The organism is Maritalea mediterranea, from assembly GCF_021568695.1.
Classification (GTDB): Bacteria; Pseudomonadota; Alphaproteobacteria; order Rhizobiales; family Devosiaceae; genus Maritalea; species Maritalea mediterranea.
The window spans coordinates 293,737-310,401 of the sequence record NZ_JAKGTI010000001.1; the positions used below are offsets into that span (position 1 = coordinate 293,737).

Sequence of the window (16,665 nt, forward strand, 5' to 3'; positions counted from 1 at the left end):
CAACATGCCAGCTCCAACCAACAAATTTAAAGCCGCCATCCTGAACGGCGAAAAGCAGATTGGGCTGTGGATGGGCCTCGCCAATGCCTATACGGCCGAAATTTGCGCCGGGGCCGGCTTTGATTGGCTGGTGATCGATGGTGAACATGCACCCAATGATCTGCAATCTATTCTGGGCCAATTGCAAGCTTTGTCCAACTATCCGGTGAACCCGGTGGTGCGGGTGCCGATTGGTGAAACCTGGTTGATCAAGCAAGTGTTGGACCTCGGGGCACAAACGATTTTGGTGCCCATGGTTGAAAGCGCTGAGCAGGCGAAAGAACTGGTGCGGGCGATTAAATATCCACCCGCTGGTGTGCGCGGCGTTGGCGCGGCGCTGGCCCGAGCATCGCAGTTCAACCGCATTGGCGATTATGTGCAAACCGCCAATGATCAAACCTGCCTGATTGTGCAGGTGGAAAGCCAAGTGGGCCTTGAGGCGATCGAAGAGATCGGCCAAATCGATGGTGTGGACGGCATCTTTATCGGCCCCGCAGATTTGGCCGCAGATATGGGCTATCTGGGCCGCCCCGGCGAGCAAGTGGTGAAAGACGCGGTGCTGAAGGGCATTGAAAAAATTGTCGCCACAGGCAAAGCCGCAGGCATTCTGAGCGCAGACAAAGCCTTTGCGCGCGCTTGCCTGGATCAAAGGGCAAGCTTTGTGGCCGTGGGCACAGATGTGACCTTGTTCTCTAGCGCCACCAGCAAACTGGCGGGAGAGTTTGTAGGAGATGATGGGTAGACAACCCTCAGCGTAAAAAGATTAGCGGTCGATCTGCCCTGCTTTTCGGTGTCATTTAAGACCAGCTCTGTGCTCTTTGTCGCACCCATTTATCTTGACAATTAGAACAAAAAGTGAACATTTAAGGAGTCTGGCGAGAAACAGCCACTTTACGAGTCTGGCAATGAGGTGGATGATGCGCATGGACAAACGGCAACAATTTGTGGATTTGCAGCAAAAGCTGCGCCGGCTGGAACAGGCAGAGACGCAGGGCCACGGGCTGCATGCCTATCGCCATGCGACCCTGCCCGATACCCTGACCCCGGCCAATGATGTTGGCGGGGGCGCCAGCTCATTAAGCCTGCCGCCCTTTGTCACCCAAAGGCGCGACCCCCTGTTGCACTGGTGGCGGCAAGCATATTCATCCGATATTTTAACCCGTCCGGCAGTGCATGAAATTTACCCCCAAATCTATGGGGACCTGGCCAGCCTGAGCTTTATGCTGCTCAGCCTTAAAATGCTGCTGCGTGACCAAAGGGAAAAAGCCCCGATTCTGTGGTGTGTCCCGCAATATGAAGTGCGAGAGATGGGACATTTATACGGGGCGGGTTTGACCACATTCGATCTGGATCCCGGCCAATTTATCTTTGTGACCCCAAAGAGCGCACAAGACACATTATGGACGCTGGAGGAGGCGGCGAACAGCAAAAGCTTTGCAGCGATTGTGGGCCATGTTGAGGACCCGAGTTTCACCCAAACCCGCCGCTTGTCGCTGGCCTGCCAGAAGGGGCTGACCCCTTTATTTCTGCATCGGCCGCATGATTGCCAGGGCACCAGCGCCGCGTTTTCCCGCTGGCGGATCGAAAGCCAGCCCAGTGCCAGAAATCCGCTGGATCAACGGGCCCCGGGCACCCGCAAAATCAAAGCCCATTTAGTGCGCGCCCGCACAGGTCAAACCGGTTCATGGAGCCTTGAATATGAAACCACGGCGTATCCTTTGTATATGGTTTCCCAACCTGCCAATCGAACATTTGCGGATCGCGTGGCGGCAAGATCGCGCGCATCCCTCACTGGAGAGCGCGCAGGCGGCGAATAAGACGGAAAAACCATCTACGGGTAAAAAGCCCTTTGCCTTGATCGAACAACAGGCCACTGGCCTTTATATTGCGGCCGCCAATGAGGTGGCGCGACAAATGGGGGTGCATCCCGCCATGCGGCTGACCGACGCCAAGGCCCTGTGTCATGAACTGGAGGCGCTGTTTCACAATCCGGCAGCGGATCGGGCGCTGCTGCATCAGCGGGCGGCCTGGTTGAAAAGCTTTTCCCCCATTGTGGTGCCACACGCGGCCAATACGATTTTTCTGGATATTACCGGCTGCGATCATCTGTTTGGCGGGGAGCTTAAAATGCTAGCGCAGATCGACGCGTCTCTCAAAGCCATGGGCCATAAGGTGCGCCTCGGGCTGGGCGATACGATTGGGGCGGCGTGGGCCGTGGCGCATTTTGCCCCAAAGGCGCTGACCATTTTACCACCGCAACAGCCGCAAGAGGGGTTGGCCCCGCTGCCGGTTGAAGCCTTGCGGTTGCATCAAAATCACGTGCAGGCGCTGTTTCATCTGGGGTTGAAAACCATCGGACAACTGTTTGATGTGCCCCGGGCGGCGCTCTATCAGCGCTTTTCCGATCAACAACATGGCGAGGCGGTACTCAAACGTTTGGAGCAAGCACTAGGCCTGCAGGAAGAACCGCTGACCCATAAGGGCGCCCAGCCAGACTTTCGCTTTACCGTGGCCCCACTCGACCCTTTGATCGATCTGCCCGGCATCGCCCAACAATTTGACCATTTGCTCGACCAGCTGTTTCACATTTTGCAAAAGCGGCAGCAGGGGGTGGTGCGTCTGTCCCTGACGCTGTTTTACAGCGAGGGCAAGGTGAAGGAACTGACCATCGGCCTGGCCCAGCCCACCCGTTCCAAACCGCATATTCAGCGCTTGTTCGATGAAAAACTCACCGATATTGACCCTGGGTTTGGCATCGATATTCTGGTGCTGTCGGCCCACAAAGTCGTCGACCTTGCTCCCAGCCAATTGCAACTGGACGGCCATAAAGACACGCAACGCCAAGACGCGCAGTTGGCCCCATTGCTGGATCGACTGGCCAATCGGCTAGGGCCGGGCACCGTCTATCGTCTGGCGCCGCTTGAGCGCCATTTGCCAGAAAAAGCGCAAAAACGCATTCATCCGCTCAAGGATAAAGAATGGCAAAGTCGGGCCTTGCATGGGCGGCGGCCCACCACCTTATTCTCCCGCCCTGAGCGGATCGATGTCATGACCAATCAGGAAGACCTGCCGATCCAATTCATCTGGCGCAAATTGTGGCACCAGATTGTTTATGCGCAGGGGCCTGAACGTATTTTACCTGAATGGTGGGAGAATTTGGCGGGTCGTCATCGCCCCCGGGATTATTATGAAGTGGAAGACCAAATCGGTCTGCGCTTTTGGGTCTATCGCGAGTTCAAACAACGCGGGGCAGCGCCGGAGGAAACGCTGGCCTGGTGGCTGCACGGGATTTACGCATGAGCGCCTATGCCGAACTGCAAGTCACCTCGAATTTTTCCTTTTTGCGCGGCGGCTCGCACCCCAATGAGCTGGTGGCCTCCAGCTATATGCGCGGTCATTCGGCCATCGCCATCACAGACCGCAACAGCTTTGCCGGCATTGTACGCGCTTTTCGCGAAGCCAAGCATATTCGCAAAGCGGATGAAAACACGCCCTTTCGCCTGATTGTCGGCGTGCGTCTTGATCTGGAAGATGGCTATAGCCTTTTGGCCTATCCCACGGACCGGGAGGCTTTTGGCCGTTTATGCACGCTCTTATCTTTGGGCAAGATGCGCGCGGAAAAGGGCGAGTGCCATCTGGATTTTGACGATGTGAAAGACCATTGCCGCGGTTCCATTTTTGCCCTGATCCCGCCCGCCAAGTTTGAAAAAGCTGAGATCACGCATCTAGCCCAAATGGCCAAAGCCTTGCCCAAGCCGGTCTATCTGGTGGCCAGTGCTGCCTATCGTGGTGACGATCGCGCCCATATTGCGCGGCTGAACAATCTGGCTACCCAGTTGGGGGCACAACTGCTGGCCAGCAATAATGTGCTTTACCATGAGCCGGAGCGACGCGATTTGCAGGATGTGCTCACCTGCATTCGGGAAAAAACCACCATTGAAAGGGCTGGATTTCTGCTGAGCGCCAATGCTGAGCGCCACCTGAAACGCCCCGAGGAAATGGCGCAGCTGTTTAAAGGCTATGAGCATGCCTTAACCGCCACTCTAGATATCGCTGCCCGCTGCCAGTTTGAGCTGAGCGATCTGAAATATGAATATCCTGACGAGACCGTGCCTGCGGGCAAAACACCTCAGGATTATCTGGCAGAAGAAACCTGGGCCGGGGCAAAATGGCGTTATCCCAATGGGGTGCCGGACAAGATCAAAATCAATATTGAAAATGAGCTGAAGCTGATCGCGCAAAAACAATATGCGCCTTACTTCCTCACGGTCTATGATATTGTGAAATATGCCCGCACCCCACAACCGGACAAGGGCCGGTTTGATGAAATATTGTGCCAGGGGCGCGGGTCAGCGGCCAATTCCACCGTGTGTTATTGCCTGGGCATCACCTCGGTGGACCCCAATGAAATAGATTTATTGTTTGAGCGCTTTATCACCGAAAACCGCAATGAGCCGCCTGATATTGACGTGGATTTTGAGCATGAACGGCGCGAAGAGGTGATCCAATATATTTATGAGCGTTTTGGCCGCCACCGGGCCGGGCTGACCGCTACGGTGATCACTTATCGCTCGCGCTCTGCCATTCGTGAAGTGGGCAAGGCCATGGGGCTGACCGAAGATGTGACCGGCGTAATGGCGTCCACCATCTGGGGCTCCTGGGGATCGGCGGGCGACAAAAATTTAAGCGAATCCGGGCTGGATTTTTCTGACCCCTATCTCACCAAAGTGGTGGAGCTGACCCGGGAACTGATCGGTTTTCCACGCCATTTGTCGCAACATGTGGGCGGCTTTGTGCTCACCCAGCGCCCCTTGATTGAAACCGTACCCATCGGCAATGCCGCCATGGATGACCGCACCTTTATCGAATGGGACAAGGACGATATCGAAGTGCTGGGTATTTTGAAGGTGGATGTGCTGGCGCTGGGCATGCTCACCTGCATCCGCAAAGCCTTTGATCTGTTGCGGGCCCATTATGATATCGACCATAATCTCGCCAGCATTCCACAGGACGACCAGCTGGTTTACGACATGATCTGCCGCGCCGATACGCTGGGCACTTTTCAGGTGGAAAGCCGGGCGCAAATGAGCATGCTGCCGCGCCTGAAGCCGCGTATATTTTATGATCTGGTGATTGAGGTCGCGATTGTGCGGCCCGGGCCCATTCAGGGCGATATGGTGCATCCCTATTTGCGCCGCCGCAAAGGGCTGGAGCCGGTGGAAATGCCATCCCCCGCGCCCGAACATGGTCCGCCCGATGAGCTAAAACGGATTTTGCAAAAAACCATGGGCGTGCCTCTGTTTCAGGAACAGGCCATGCGCATTGCCATGGAGGCTGCCAAATTCCGCCCCAGCGAGTTGGATGAACTGCGCCATGCCATGGCCACCTTTCGCCGGTCTGGCACCATCCATACGCTTGAAGAGCGCATGGTGGAGCGTATGGTGAAGCGGGGGTATAGCCGCGACTTTGCCCAGCGTTGCTTCAACCAGATCAAGGGCTTTTCCGAATATGGTTTTCCAGAAAGTCACTCGGCCAGCTTTTCTTTGCTGGTCTATGTGTCGTGTTGGCTCAAACATCATCACCCGGAAATTTTCGCTACCGCACTGCTCAACGCTCAGCCCATGGGCTTTTATGCCCCAGCCCAGATTGTGCGCGACGCGAAAGAGCATAATGTTGAAATTCTGCCTGCCGATATTAATCATTCGGCATGGGACTATACGCTGGAGCCTGTTGAGGAGGTGGGCGACCCGCCGCCAGCACCGGCGCCCGTTGCCCCCGAACATTGGGGCAAGTCCATCAATCAACACTCAAAATTGTGGGCGCAACTCTATCCCAAGCGCAAATGGGCCATCCGGGTGGGGCTACGTCAGATCGATGGTTTTCATCAAAGCTATGCCGAGCAGATCGTGGCGGCACGGCAGCAACAGCCCTTCACCTCTATGGAGGATTTATATCACCGGGCCGGGCTACGCCGGTTTGATGTGGAGCGCCTGGCCGATGCAGACGCCATGCGCTCCATTGGCCTGGATCGTCGCCAGGCCAAATGGGCCGCGCGCGCCTTGACACCTGCCAAGCCCTTGCCCCTATTTGACCATGCCAATGCGTCAGAGCAGGGTGAAAAGCAAGCCACACAATTGCCGGCCTTGCGCCCCTCAGAACATGTATTTGCCGATTATCAATTCACCCGCTTCTCTTTAAAAGCGCACCCCATTTCCTTCCTGCGCGAAGAGCTGCAGCAACGCCGTTTGCACACGGCCCAGGATATTAGAAAATTGGCCCATAATAGATGGGCCAGCATGGCCGGGGTGGTGCTGGTGCGTCAGCGGCCCGGCACTGCAAAGGGGGTGGTGTTCATGACGCTGGAAGATGAAACCGGTGTCACCAATGTGGTTGTGTGGAAAAAGCTTTTGGAAAAATACCGCAAGGTGGTGATGGGCGCCAAGCTGATCGAAGTGCATGGGCAGATACAAACCGAAGATAATGTGATGCACCTGATTGCCCGCAAACTGGTCGACCGCACCAACTGGTTGGAAAAGCTCTCCGATGGCTTTGTGCGCCCGGCTTATGCCCCGGCGGATGAGGTGGTGTCCAATGTCGAATATGACAGCCGTGTCAAACCCGATACTGCCCGCCACCCCCGCAATGTCCGCGTCATCCCGCGTTCACGCGATTTTCACTAGGCCGCGCACCACACACCGCCACCAACTCCTAACGCAGGCTGGCTTCAATATTGCCGCCATCAACTGTCATAATATGCGCGGTGGTCCGTGCCGCTAAAGCCAGCGCCACAAAGGCGTCCGCCACATGGCTTGCCTCAACCTCACACTTAAGCAAATTGCCGGCCATATAGCTTTCGGCGCTTATGTTGCGGGACTTTGAGCGGCTTTCGATGAACTCATCGGTGAGCAGGCCAGAGCGGATACGATCGGCATTAACGCCATTGACGCGAATGCCCAATTCGCCGAGCTCAAGAGCAAATTGCTTCACCAGGAAGAAGGTGGCCGCTTTCGGCAAACCATAAGCCCCGAAATCTTTGCCCGGGTTAACCGCCTGCTTGGACACGTTGAACAAGATCTGCCCGCCGGTGCCTTGTACCTGCATAACTTTTGCGGCGGATTGGGCGATTTTCTGGTGAGAGAAAAAGTTCAATTCAAAGCTGTTGCGCAAGGTGTCCTCATCCATGTCCAGCATGGATTTTGACCAGGCGGCACCCGCATTGCTGACCAGAATATCAATGCCACCAAACCGTCTCACCATGGCATCAATGGCATGTTGCGGGCCTTCGGCACTGCACAAATCAATCACCGCGCCATCATGATCCATGCCCAGCTCATCGAGCGCAGTCATCAGATTGTCTTGGTCACGGTCCACCAAAAAGATGTTCGCCCCTTGGTCTTTAAAGGCTTTGGCGGTTGCCAATCCGATGGCGCCCGCGCCCCCGGTCACCAACACAGCCTTGCCCTGCAATGGCTTTGGTTTGGCTTTGCCCAATTTGGCCTGCTCCAAAGACCAATATTCCATATCGAACAAGTCATTTTCTTCGATCGGATAAAAGCCACCATTGGCCTCGGCCCAACCCATAACCTGAATAGTTTGCGTGCCCAAATCAGCCGCGATGCGTGCGGCGGATGCATTGGCACCTGCACCAATCAAACCAAGGCCGGGCACCCAGAAAAGGTTTGGTGTTGGCACCAGCATGGTTTTCTTGTCGCTCACCCGGGCATCCTGCCGCGCGAAATAGGCTTTATAGCTGTCCACAAACGCATCAATGGCAGCGTCAACGCTGGATTGATCGTCACTGGCGATGATGGTGGGGAAGCCTTTGGTGCGGATCACATGGTCCGGTGTGGCCACGCCACGCTTGGCCAGATCGCTCAAATCATCGCGGGTCAAAAAGCTCAAAATTTGATCATTGGCGCGCAAATCCAAAAACGGTGCTGCCTGATCCTGATTGCCCGTATGTTCCTTCATGGCGCGGGCCAGGCTGGCGCGAATTTTTGGTAAAATGCTCTTCGCACTCACCGTTGGACTTGGTGCGAGTGCTGGCTGAGCGGCGCGTGCATTGAACCACGCTTCAACCGCACTCACATGCTCAACCATCAACTCATAAGAGCTTTTCGCGTCTGGCCCAAAAGTAAAGTGGCCATGATTGATCAGATGTAACCCTTCAACATTTGGGTTTTGATCAAAAATATCGGCCGCGACTTTTGCCAGCTCAAAACCGGGCATAATGTATGGCACCAGCGCGACCTTATCGCCAAAAATCTCGTTCACCACCTCTGCCACATTCGGCATATTGGCCAATGCCAACATGGCAGTGGCGTGGGTGTGATCAACAAATTTATGCGGTATATAGGCGTGCAGCAACGTCTCTACTGACGGATTTGGTGAGGTGCTGTCCAGCAAATTGGAGCGCTGCAGGTTCACCATATCTTCATCAGACAAAGCAGGTAGTTCACGCAGCTTATTGAGCGGTTCAGTTTGCACGCCGGGCAGACCCGCCGCTTCAATGGTTTCCAGATCCCAACCGCTGCCTTTAACATGCAGCACATCAATCTCATCGCCAAAAATATTGGGCCGTTTGACCTTCACAGACGTGTTGCCGCCGCCATGCATCACCATGTCAGGGTCTTGACCAATCAATCGGGATGTATAAACCCTCAAAGCCAGTTGACGATCTGCTTCCTCTGGGCCAGCATTATCGAGAAAAGATTGCGCGTCTTGTTCGTTCCAGAGATTTTTTACCACGAGGCCGTCCGTCCAATTTTTAGGGATGATTTTTTGTAATTTGACAAATGTTAGTAACATCTGTCAAATAGAAAAAAGAGGGGAATTATGGCATACGGCAAAAGGCGGGCCTCTGGCCAGGTGAGTGGTGATGAAATTGTGGTCGAAGCCGCATGGCTTTATTATCACGATGGGCTGAACCAAAATGAAATTGCCGACCGGCTGGATGTCTCACGCGCCACCGTGGTCAATTATTTGCAGGAAGCGCGGGAGAAGAATTATATCCGCGTCACCATGGCCCCAGACGTGTTTATGGGCCATAAGCTCTCCCACCAACTGCGCGAAAAGTTTAAGCTGAAAGCCGCCTTCATTGTGCCCAATGGCCAGGGTGACATCCAATCTCGCCTCAACCGTGCTGCGCGTGGTGCGGCGGAATGGCTGCCGGACTTGGTGGCGCCCGGCGACAAGCTGGGCGTGGCGTGGGGGCAAACCATTTTTGAAATGGCTGAACTATTGGTTTCCTCCGCCAATGTGACCATCCCCGATGTGGAAGTCGCCCAATTGGTGGGTTCGATGGCGACCCCCTACGGGTTTACCGCAGAAATCTGTTCGGCGCATCTGGCTCAAGGTCTTGGGGCGGCATGTATCAACTTGCATGCCCCTGCCATTGTGACAAATGTGGAATTGGCGCGGCAGTTGCGGGCCGAGCCGATCATCAAGAAACAGTTGGCCGCCTTAGAACAGTGCAACAAGGCTGTGTTTGCCGCAGGTTCGGTGAGTGCTGACTCTCACGTTGTGATGAGTGGTATTGCCACCGAAGCCGATTTAAAAACCTATGTCGATCAGGGCGCGTGCGGCGTTTTGTGTGGTCGTTTTGTGGATCGGGCGGGCAAGCCGGTGCATGGACCACTGGACGAGCGAATGATCGGCATTGAGTTGGAAAAACTCACCGACTTGGAAATGGGGCTACTGGTCTCTGTAGGCGAAGACAAGGCGCACGCTATGGCGGCGGTGATGAATGGCGGCTATGCCACCCATTTGGTGACAGACGCCGAAACGGCCCAGCTCATTCTGGCTCTAGATTAGACCGATCTACGCCCCTCAAAACGTCACAAAGAAAAAGGGCGCAAACTGAGTTGCGCCCCTTTCCCACTTTATTCCTGCTCAGGGAATAGGTTTTTCAAACCTTCATTAGATGCAGCGCACACGCCCCGCTCTGTGATCAAGCCGGTGATCAACCGCGCCGGTGTCACATCAAAGGCGGGGTTGCCGCCCGGCGTTGCATCTGGCGAAATCTGCACCCAATCACGTGCGCCATTTTCCAGCTTGCCATAAACATGGGTCACTTCGCGGCCATCGCGTTCTTCAATCGGAATTTCCTTCACGCCGTCATTTACGGTCCAATCGATGGTGGGTGAAGGCAGGGCCACATAGAACGGCACATTATTGTCTTTAGCAGCCAGCGCTTTAAGATAGGTGCCGATCTTGTTGCACACATCGCCTTGGGCGGTGGTGCGGTCAGTCCCCACAATCACCATGTCCACTTGCCCATGCTGCATCAAATGGCCGCCCGCATTATCGACGATCAACGTATGTGGCACGCCATGGCTTGCCATTTCCCAGCTGGTCAATTGTGCGCCCTGGTTGCGGGGGCGGGTTTCATCCACCCACACATGCACTTTAAGGCCCTTTTCAACCGCGTGATAGATGGGCGAGGTGGCGGTGCCCCAGTCCACAGTGGCGAGCCACCCCGCATTGCAATGAGTTAAAATATTGATCGTTTCACCAGGAGCCTTCTTCGCCGCAATCTCTTCAATGAGTTTGAGGCCATTTTGGCCAATGGCGCGATTGATCTCTACATCTTCATCGCAAATTTCTGCCGCCAATTTATAAGCAGCTGCCGCCCGTTCTGTCGGCGCGATGGCGCTCAGTTGGGCTTTAGCCCGGTTCAAGGCCCAGCGCAAATTGATCGCTGTGGGGCGGGTCTCGTGCAAGATTTCCCAAGACGCTTCAAGATTTTCATCTGATGGATCATCGGCCATGGCCAGTGCCATGCCATAGGCGGCTGTGGCGCCGATCAACGGCGCGCCGCGCACCCACATATCTTTAATGGCGACCGCCGCATCTTCACGTGATTTAAGGTCCACCACTTTCAACTCATGTGGCAACAAACGCTGCTCGATGATTTTGACGGTCTTTTGATCTTCCCCCAACCAAATGGAGCGATAATGAGTGCCATCTATTTTCATAGGAAATTGTCCTTTCTGACCGCGCGCGCAAGCTCGGCGATTTGATGTGGGGATTTATAAGCGTCGCGTGAGATCACGATCTGACGGCCAAACTGCAAAGCCCGGGCCTCGCACGCTGCGCGCAAATCTGCGTCTTCAATGCTGTCGAGCTCCATAATGTGGGCAAGGCCCAAAATGCGGCGATGCATCTCAATACCGCCAAAGCCAAGCGCATCTGACCAGATTTGATTCAGGCGATCCGTCAGTGCTTGCTCAGATGCAAGGTTTTGGCCTTGATCTTCATAAAGCCGCTTGTCGTAAAGAATGCCGGTGCGCTCCGTACGCCACAAATGGCTGAATTCTTCTTCAAAATGGTGCCAGATGTCGCACGTGACATCCAAAATCCATTGCGCATAATCATCACGCACGCCTTTAGACGCTTCATGACCATCCTGTGCGAAGAACGCCATATAGAAATTGCCCAGCAACATGCCAATGTCGAAGCCGAAGGGGCCATATGTAGCAAACTCAGGGTCAATCACCACCGTGTCACTTTCGGTGACCATAATAGAGCCCGTGTGCAAATCACCATGCAACAGCGTTTCAGCATTGTTGCAGAACTTGGCTTTGAAATGCTGTGCCGCAACCTTCATATCGATGTCTGCGCGCAGGCTCGCCACAATCCCATCCAATTGCGGGCTGGTATGGCGGTTCATCTCGGCATCGAAATATGGATCGGTGAACACAAGATTTTCGGTGATGTCACACAATTCGATATTGTCGGCGAAAAGTGCCAGATCTTTTTTGCGCTCTTTGGTGTCCATGGACAGGTCAGACCCGCGGAACAGGGTCCGGGCGCAAAATTTCCCCATCACTTCGGCCAGATTGTCGTGCTTGATCCCATCGCGCAAGCTGTTGCGCAAGATCACATGCGGGGTCATGAATTGCATCACGATCAGCGCCTGTGATTCGTCAAAATGATAAACCTCGGGCACATCTTCGGGGGCATTTTTTGCTTGGCGAATAAGCGCGTGATATTCGAAAAACGCCCGCTTCAACGGCAATGGCCAGCTGTCGCCCACCAACCGCACATAAGGCAGTGCCTGCTTCACAATCGCCTGGCCATTTGGGCCCGTGACAATAAAGACAAGGTTGAGGTTGCCATCGCCAACTTCTTGCGCCGACCAGTGCGTGGCATCAGGCCCAACTTTTTCTTTCAAGATCTCCAAATGGCCAAGTTTTTCGCCAATTGTGTCTACATTTAATGGTTCATATGGATTGCTCACAATATCCTCCCAATGCGCTGGTCACGCTAACAAATTCAAGGGTTAGGGTGACATGGCAAGCGCAAAACGCCAAACACATATTGCCCCATGATTTGCAATTTAAATGTCAAATGTCAATAACGTTTGACATTTGATGCGAAATGCATTTATCGTGCCGCTATCGGAGGAGTTTATGGCTGGAATACCCATCAAAATTCGCGGGCTTGAAAAGCGTTTTGCGGCCAATCGTGTGCTGCGCGGCGTGGATTTAGATATTCCTGCGGGCAAAGTCACGGTGCTGATGGGCGCCAATGGGGCAGGCAAATCCACCTTGGTCAAAATCATTTGTGGGCTTTATGCCGCCGATGCAGGCCAAGTTGAATTGAATGGAAAGCCCTTCGCACCAACCACACCTTCCGAGGCGCTGCAAGCGGGTATTGTGACCGTCCACCAAAATATCAATGATGGGGTGGTGCCGGATTTGGATGTGGCATCAAATCTGATGTTGGATTGGCTGGCCAACCCGAAAAGTGCGCCCGTGCTCAACCCCCGCAAAATCCGCCGCTCTGCGGAAGAAATCGCTGCAAAACTGGGCCTCAATTTTGATATGAATATGATGGTGAGTGATCTCACCCTGGCGGATCGGCAATTGGTGGCCATTGCCCGCGCCATGGCCCATGAGCCAAAATTGATGATTTTGGATGAGCCGACCAGCTCGCTCTCCGCATCAGAGGCCGAGCGGCTTTTTGCGCTTGTCGACAAGTTGCGCGAAGGCGGCGTGGCCATTCTTTATATTTCTCACCGCATGTCAGACATTCGCCGCGTGGCGGACCGCATTGTCTCCATGCGCGATGGCACGATCGTGGGCCAATATGAAACCGAGCCCCTCGATTATGAGGGCGCGGTGAACGATATGCTCGGCCATACCATGACTGATGTGGACATCACAGTGCAGAAGCCGGGCGAAAAAGTGTTGGAGCTGGAAAATGTGCAGCTCAAACCTGAAAGCAAACCGATAAACCTGAACGTGCACCGCAATGAGGTGATCGCCATTACAGGTTTGGTGGGCGTGGGCAAAACCCAGCTGACCGAAGTGTTGTTCGGTCAAACGGCTGCGGCCGGCGGCACAGTGCGCCTAAAAGGCGAAAGCTACACGCCGAAATCCGCGCGCGATGCGATCAATCAAGGCGTGTTTTTGTGTGCGAAAGACCGCGGCACAAATGGTGTGGTGCAGGATTTTGATATCAACCGCAACATCACATTGCCTTTCCTTTCAAGCCTATCAACGCTTGGCTTTGTGCGCCGCCGTGCCGAATATCGCATCACCAATGAGGCCATCAGCAAGCTGGGCATTGTGTGTCAAAGCGCCAATGATGACATCGGGACGCTCTCCGGCGGCAATCAGCAAAAGGTGATGGTGGGCCGCTGGCTATCGCACCCGAGCGATGTGTTGATTCTGGACGAGCCGTTCCAAGGCGTGGATATCGCCGCCCGGCGCGACATTGGCACCAAACTGCGCGAAACCGCGAAGGATCGGGCAACCATTGTTTTGGTGGCCGAGTTAGACGAAGCCCTGGAGATTGCCGACCGCATTCTGGTGATGGCTGAATTCACCATTGTGGGCGAGCACAAAAATGAAAATGTCGATGTCGACCTGATCTTGGAACAAGTATCAGGCGCGGCGGCACCTCAAGATCTACAAGAACAAAAAGAAGGGGCTGCTCGATGAGCGAAACCCGTGTGAACAAAAAATCCATGTCACTGACAGATTATGCCATCCGCTATGGCTTTGTGGCCTTGCTGGTTGGCCTCGTGGTCTATTTCAGCGTCGCGGCAGATGGTTTTGCCAGTCCCTATAGCGCGGTGTTTATCTTCCAATCAGTGGCCATCACCGGCATTTTGGCTTTGGGTGTGACCGCCACTTTGGTTGTGGACGGTTTTGACCTTTCTATCGGCGCAGTCGCCACCTCGGCCTTGATGCTTTCTGCCTATGTGATGGTGGTGATGGAACAAAGTGCATTGGTGGCGGTGGTTGCCTGCTTGCTGATGGGCGCCCTGGTGGGCTTGATCAACGGGTTTTTGATTGTGCAAATGCGGGTGCCAGACCTGTTGGCCACCTTGGGCATGATGTTCTTGCTGATCGGTTTGCAGCGCATTCCAACCGAAGGCCGGTCAATTGCGACAGGCATGAGTTTGCCGGACGGATCAACCGCTGCGGGCAGTTTTTCCCCTGAGTTTTTAGCGCTTGGCCGTCACCGCTTTGACTTTTTTATCGACAATTTGATCCCGGTTTCTGTGGTCTTTTTGATCGTTATTGCCATCGGCATCTGGCTGTTTCTTGAATATACCCGCTATGGCCGCGTGATGTATGCGATCGGGTCAAACCAACGCGCGGCAAGCTTGGCGGGCGTGCCAGTGAAAAAATACAAAATCATCGCCTATATGATTTCCGGCGTGCTGGCCTCTGTCGGCGGCATCTTGCTGGCAGCACGTTTGGGCCGTGGTGACATTGCTTCAGGCAACAACTTGCTGCTCGATTCCGTGGCGGCCGCGCTGATCGGCTTTGCCGTTTTGGGTGCCGCAAAGCCAAACGCATTCGGCACCGCCGTGGGCGCGCTTTTTGTTGGCATTTTGCTGCAAGGCCTCACCATGATGAATGCCCCTTACTACACCCAGGATTTTGTGAAAGGCGGCGTGCTGGTTGTCGCGCTTATGTTCACATTTGCCCTTTCAAATAGACGCTAGGCCCGACCACCCTAGAGCGTTCAACAAAGCGGTCGATTAAATCGGAGGAAACAAATGAAACTAACAAGACGCGTTTTTGCTAAAATGCTTGCAGGGGTTTCCCTTGCCGCATCTAGCTTCGTAGGGCTGGCCCATGCAGCCGATATGCCTGCCCCGTTCGACAATCCAGGTGACGTGAAGATCGCCTTGGTGCGCTATTTGTCAACCGGCGACTTTTTCCAAGCCTATTTGTCTGGCGTTGAGCGCCAAGCAGAGGCTTTGGGCGTTGATCTGCGCGTGCTCGACAGCCGCCAGGATGCAGCCTTGCAGGCAGACATGGTCGACCAGGCGATTGCCCTGGGCGTGGACGGCATTATTGTTCAACATGGCTTGACTGAATCCATGCAGGCAGCCGTGCAACGTGCTGTGGATGCCGGCATCAAAGTTGTGGCTTTTGACGTGAATGTTGAAAACCCGGCCGTACCGCAGATCGAACAGTCTGACCGCGACTTGGCCCGTTTGGCTTTGGAACAAGCGATCGCTGACAATGGCGAGAGCTGGAAAGCCGGCTATGTCTATGTGCCAGGCATCGCGCCATTGGATCGTCGTAACGAAACTTGGGTAGAGTTCAAAGAGCGCTATCCGGGCATTGAGGAAAAAGCGCAGTTCGGCACATTGGACAACCCAATCGCCAACTCAAACGCCAACCAGGCCCGTTCAGTATTGTCTGCAAACCCAGACATCACTGTGATGTTTGCGCCCTATGACGAATTCGCCAAAGGTGTAAAAATTGCTGTTGATGAAGCAGGCATGACCGATCAGGTCAGCATCTATTCTGCTGACGTTTCAACATCTGACATCGCTGCAATGCGCGAGCCAAATAGCGCATGGAAAGCCACCGCAGCAACCAACCCAGCGGTTGTGGGCGAAGTTTCCGTACGGGCGTTGGCCATGTTGTTGGCGGGTGAAGATCCAGGCGCCAGCGTTGTGGTGCCCCCAACCTTGATCACCCAAAAAGATCTGTTGGAAAAGGACATCAAAAACATGGAAGAGCTGAGCGAAAAACTGCCACAGTTCGCCCATGCGCCAGTGGCGGTGCCAGACTGGATGCCACTGCCATAATTTAAGGACATTACCTTAAAAAGACGCAACCCTTTGACTGGGGCGATCTGTCGGGCAGCACCCGTCGGTCGCCCCATTTTTCTTTGGAGGCCAAAATGCTCAAAGGCATAGATTCTAAACTGTCCGCCCACCTTGTTTACCTGATGATGCAAATGGGCCATGGCGATGAGATTGCTATTGTTGATGCTAACTTTCCGGCGCAGTCAACCGCCCTTGAAACCGTCTCTGGCGAGTTGGTTGACCTGCCTGCCATGGATGCACCAGCTCTCATCGAGGCAATGATTTTGCATTTTCCGTTAGATGAATTTTATGACTTTGCCGCGTGGCGCATGGAAATTGATGGCGCGCCGGACGAGTTGGGCGAGGTGCATAGCCAAGTGTTTACGCTGTTGGAAAAGGCCAAGCCAGAGGGCGCCAAATTGGGCTCGCTCGAACGTCAAACCTTTTACCAGCAGGCCAAAAATTGCTTCGCTGTTGCGCGCGTGGGCGAGATGCGTCCCTTCGGGTGCTTCATCCTGCGCAAGGGCGTGATTTTTTAGCCATTTTGCGGTGCTTCGATC

General features: G+C 54.5%; 12 protein-coding genes. 9 read left to right on the forward strand and 3 right to left on the reverse strand.

The window, feature by feature from the left end; translation table 11 throughout:
• Nucleotides 1–4 precede the first annotated feature (4 nt).
• From hpaI to L1I42_RS01450, 4 genes are all read left to right on the forward strand, one after another.
• Nucleotides 5–781 (forward strand): 4-hydroxy-2-oxoheptanedioate aldolase, encoded by a 777-nt coding sequence (hpaI, locus tag L1I42_RS01435; RefSeq protein WP_236112724.1) that lies wholly within the window; start codon nt 5–7, stop codon nt 779–781.
• Nucleotides 782–962: 181 nt separating this feature from the next.
• On the forward strand, nt 963–1,856 hold the full coding sequence (locus tag L1I42_RS01440; RefSeq protein ID WP_236112725.1) for an ImuA family protein: 894 nt from the start codon (nt 963–965) through the stop codon (nt 1,854–1,856).
• Entirely contained in the window at nt 1,738–3,339 is a 1,602-nt protein-coding gene (locus tag L1I42_RS01445) for a Y-family DNA polymerase (protein WP_236112726.1), read from the forward strand. Before L1I42_RS01440 ends, L1I42_RS01445 begins: the two co-directional genes overlap by 119 nt.
• Nucleotides 3,336–6,719 (forward strand): error-prone DNA polymerase, encoded by a 3,384-nt coding sequence (locus L1I42_RS01450; protein WP_236112727.1) that lies wholly within the window; start codon nt 3,336–3,338, stop codon nt 6,717–6,719. Before L1I42_RS01445 ends, L1I42_RS01450 begins: the two co-directional genes overlap by 4 nt.
• Nucleotides 6,720–6,747: 28 nt before the next feature.
• Here L1I42_RS01450 and L1I42_RS01455 read toward each other — a convergent pair whose 3' ends face one another.
• Complete coding sequence (locus L1I42_RS01455; protein ID WP_236112728.1) at nt 6,748–8,787, reverse strand: bifunctional aldolase/short-chain dehydrogenase; 2,040 nt, start codon at nt 8,785–8,787, stop codon at nt 6,748–6,750.
• An 87-nt stretch (nt 8,788–8,874) separates the two neighbouring features.
• Here L1I42_RS01455 and L1I42_RS01460 point away from each other — a divergent pair, with 87 nt between their 5' ends.
• Entirely contained in the window at nt 8,875–9,852 is a 978-nt protein-coding gene (locus L1I42_RS01460; RefSeq protein WP_236112729.1) for a sugar-binding transcriptional regulator, read from the forward strand.
• 68 nt (nt 9,853–9,920) lie between these two features.
• Here the strand turns inward: L1I42_RS01460 and mtnA are convergent, their stop codons facing one another.
• Nucleotides 9,921–11,015, reverse strand: coding sequence for an S-methyl-5-thioribose-1-phosphate isomerase (gene mtnA, locus L1I42_RS01465; RefSeq protein WP_236112730.1), 1,095 nt, complete (start codon nt 11,013–11,015; stop codon nt 9,921–9,923).
• On the reverse strand, nt 11,012–12,280 hold the full coding sequence (gene mtnK, locus L1I42_RS01470) for an S-methyl-5-thioribose kinase (RefSeq protein ID WP_236112731.1): 1,269 nt from the start codon (nt 12,278–12,280) through the stop codon (nt 11,012–11,014). The genes mtnA and mtnK overlap by 4 nt, the downstream gene beginning before the upstream one ends.
• A gap of 172 nt (nt 12,281–12,452) precedes the next feature.
• On the opposite strand from mtnK, the gene L1I42_RS01475 reads away from it, so the two are divergent.
• From L1I42_RS01475 to L1I42_RS01490, 4 genes are all read left to right on the forward strand, one after another.
• A complete protein-coding gene (locus L1I42_RS01475; protein WP_236112732.1) occupies nt 12,453–13,988 on the forward strand; it encodes a sugar ABC transporter ATP-binding protein in 1,536 nt (511 codons plus the stop codon).
• Between the two features lie 26 nt (nt 13,989–14,014).
• On the forward strand, nt 14,015–15,004 hold the full coding sequence (locus L1I42_RS01480) for an ABC transporter permease (RefSeq protein WP_236114147.1): 990 nt from the start codon (nt 14,015–14,017) through the stop codon (nt 15,002–15,004).
• A gap of 54 nt (nt 15,005–15,058) precedes the next feature.
• Nucleotides 15,059–16,105, forward strand: coding sequence for a substrate-binding domain-containing protein (locus tag L1I42_RS01485; RefSeq protein ID WP_236112733.1), 1,047 nt, complete (start codon nt 15,059–15,061; stop codon nt 16,103–16,105).
• A gap of 95 nt (nt 16,106–16,200) precedes the next feature.
• Nucleotides 16,201–16,644, forward strand: a complete 444-nt coding sequence (locus L1I42_RS01490) for an RbsD/FucU family protein (protein ID WP_236112734.1) — start codon at nt 16,201–16,203, stop codon at nt 16,642–16,644.
• Nucleotides 16,645–16,665: the final 21 nt, after the last annotated feature.

What these genes read in the sequence shown, in the direction of transcription:
- L1I42_RS01480 (WP_236114147.1), top strand. Translation starts at nt 14,015, where the DNA reads ATGTCACTGACAGATTATGCCATCCGCTATGGCTTTGTGGCCTTGCTG.
- L1I42_RS01440 (WP_236112725.1), top strand. Translation starts at nt 963, where the DNA reads ATGGACAAACGGCAACAATTTGTGGATTTGCAGCAAAAGCTGCGCCGG.
- L1I42_RS01490 (WP_236112734.1), top strand. Translation starts at nt 16,201, where the DNA reads ATGCTCAAAGGCATAGATTCTAAACTGTCCGCCCACCTTGTTTACCTG.
- hpaI (WP_236112724.1), top strand. Translation starts at nt 5, where the DNA reads ATGCCAGCTCCAACCAACAAATTTAAAGCCGCCATCCTGAACGGCGAA.
- L1I42_RS01445 (WP_236112726.1), top strand. Translation starts at nt 1,738, where the DNA reads ATGAAACCACGGCGTATCCTTTGTATATGGTTTCCCAACCTGCCAATC.
- L1I42_RS01475 (WP_236112732.1), top strand. Translation starts at nt 12,453, where the DNA reads ATGGCTGGAATACCCATCAAAATTCGCGGGCTTGAAAAGCGTTTTGCG.
- L1I42_RS01450 (WP_236112727.1), top strand. Translation starts at nt 3,336, where the DNA reads ATGAGCGCCTATGCCGAACTGCAAGTCACCTCGAATTTTTCCTTTTTG.
- L1I42_RS01485 (WP_236112733.1), top strand. Translation starts at nt 15,059, where the DNA reads ATGAAACTAACAAGACGCGTTTTTGCTAAAATGCTTGCAGGGGTTTCC.
- L1I42_RS01460 (WP_236112729.1), top strand. Translation starts at nt 8,875, where the DNA reads ATGGCATACGGCAAAAGGCGGGCCTCTGGCCAGGTGAGTGGTGATGAA.
- mtnA (WP_236112730.1), bottom strand. Translation starts at nt 11,015, where the DNA reads ATGAAAATAGATGGCACTCATTATCGCTCCATTTGGTTGGGGGAAGAT.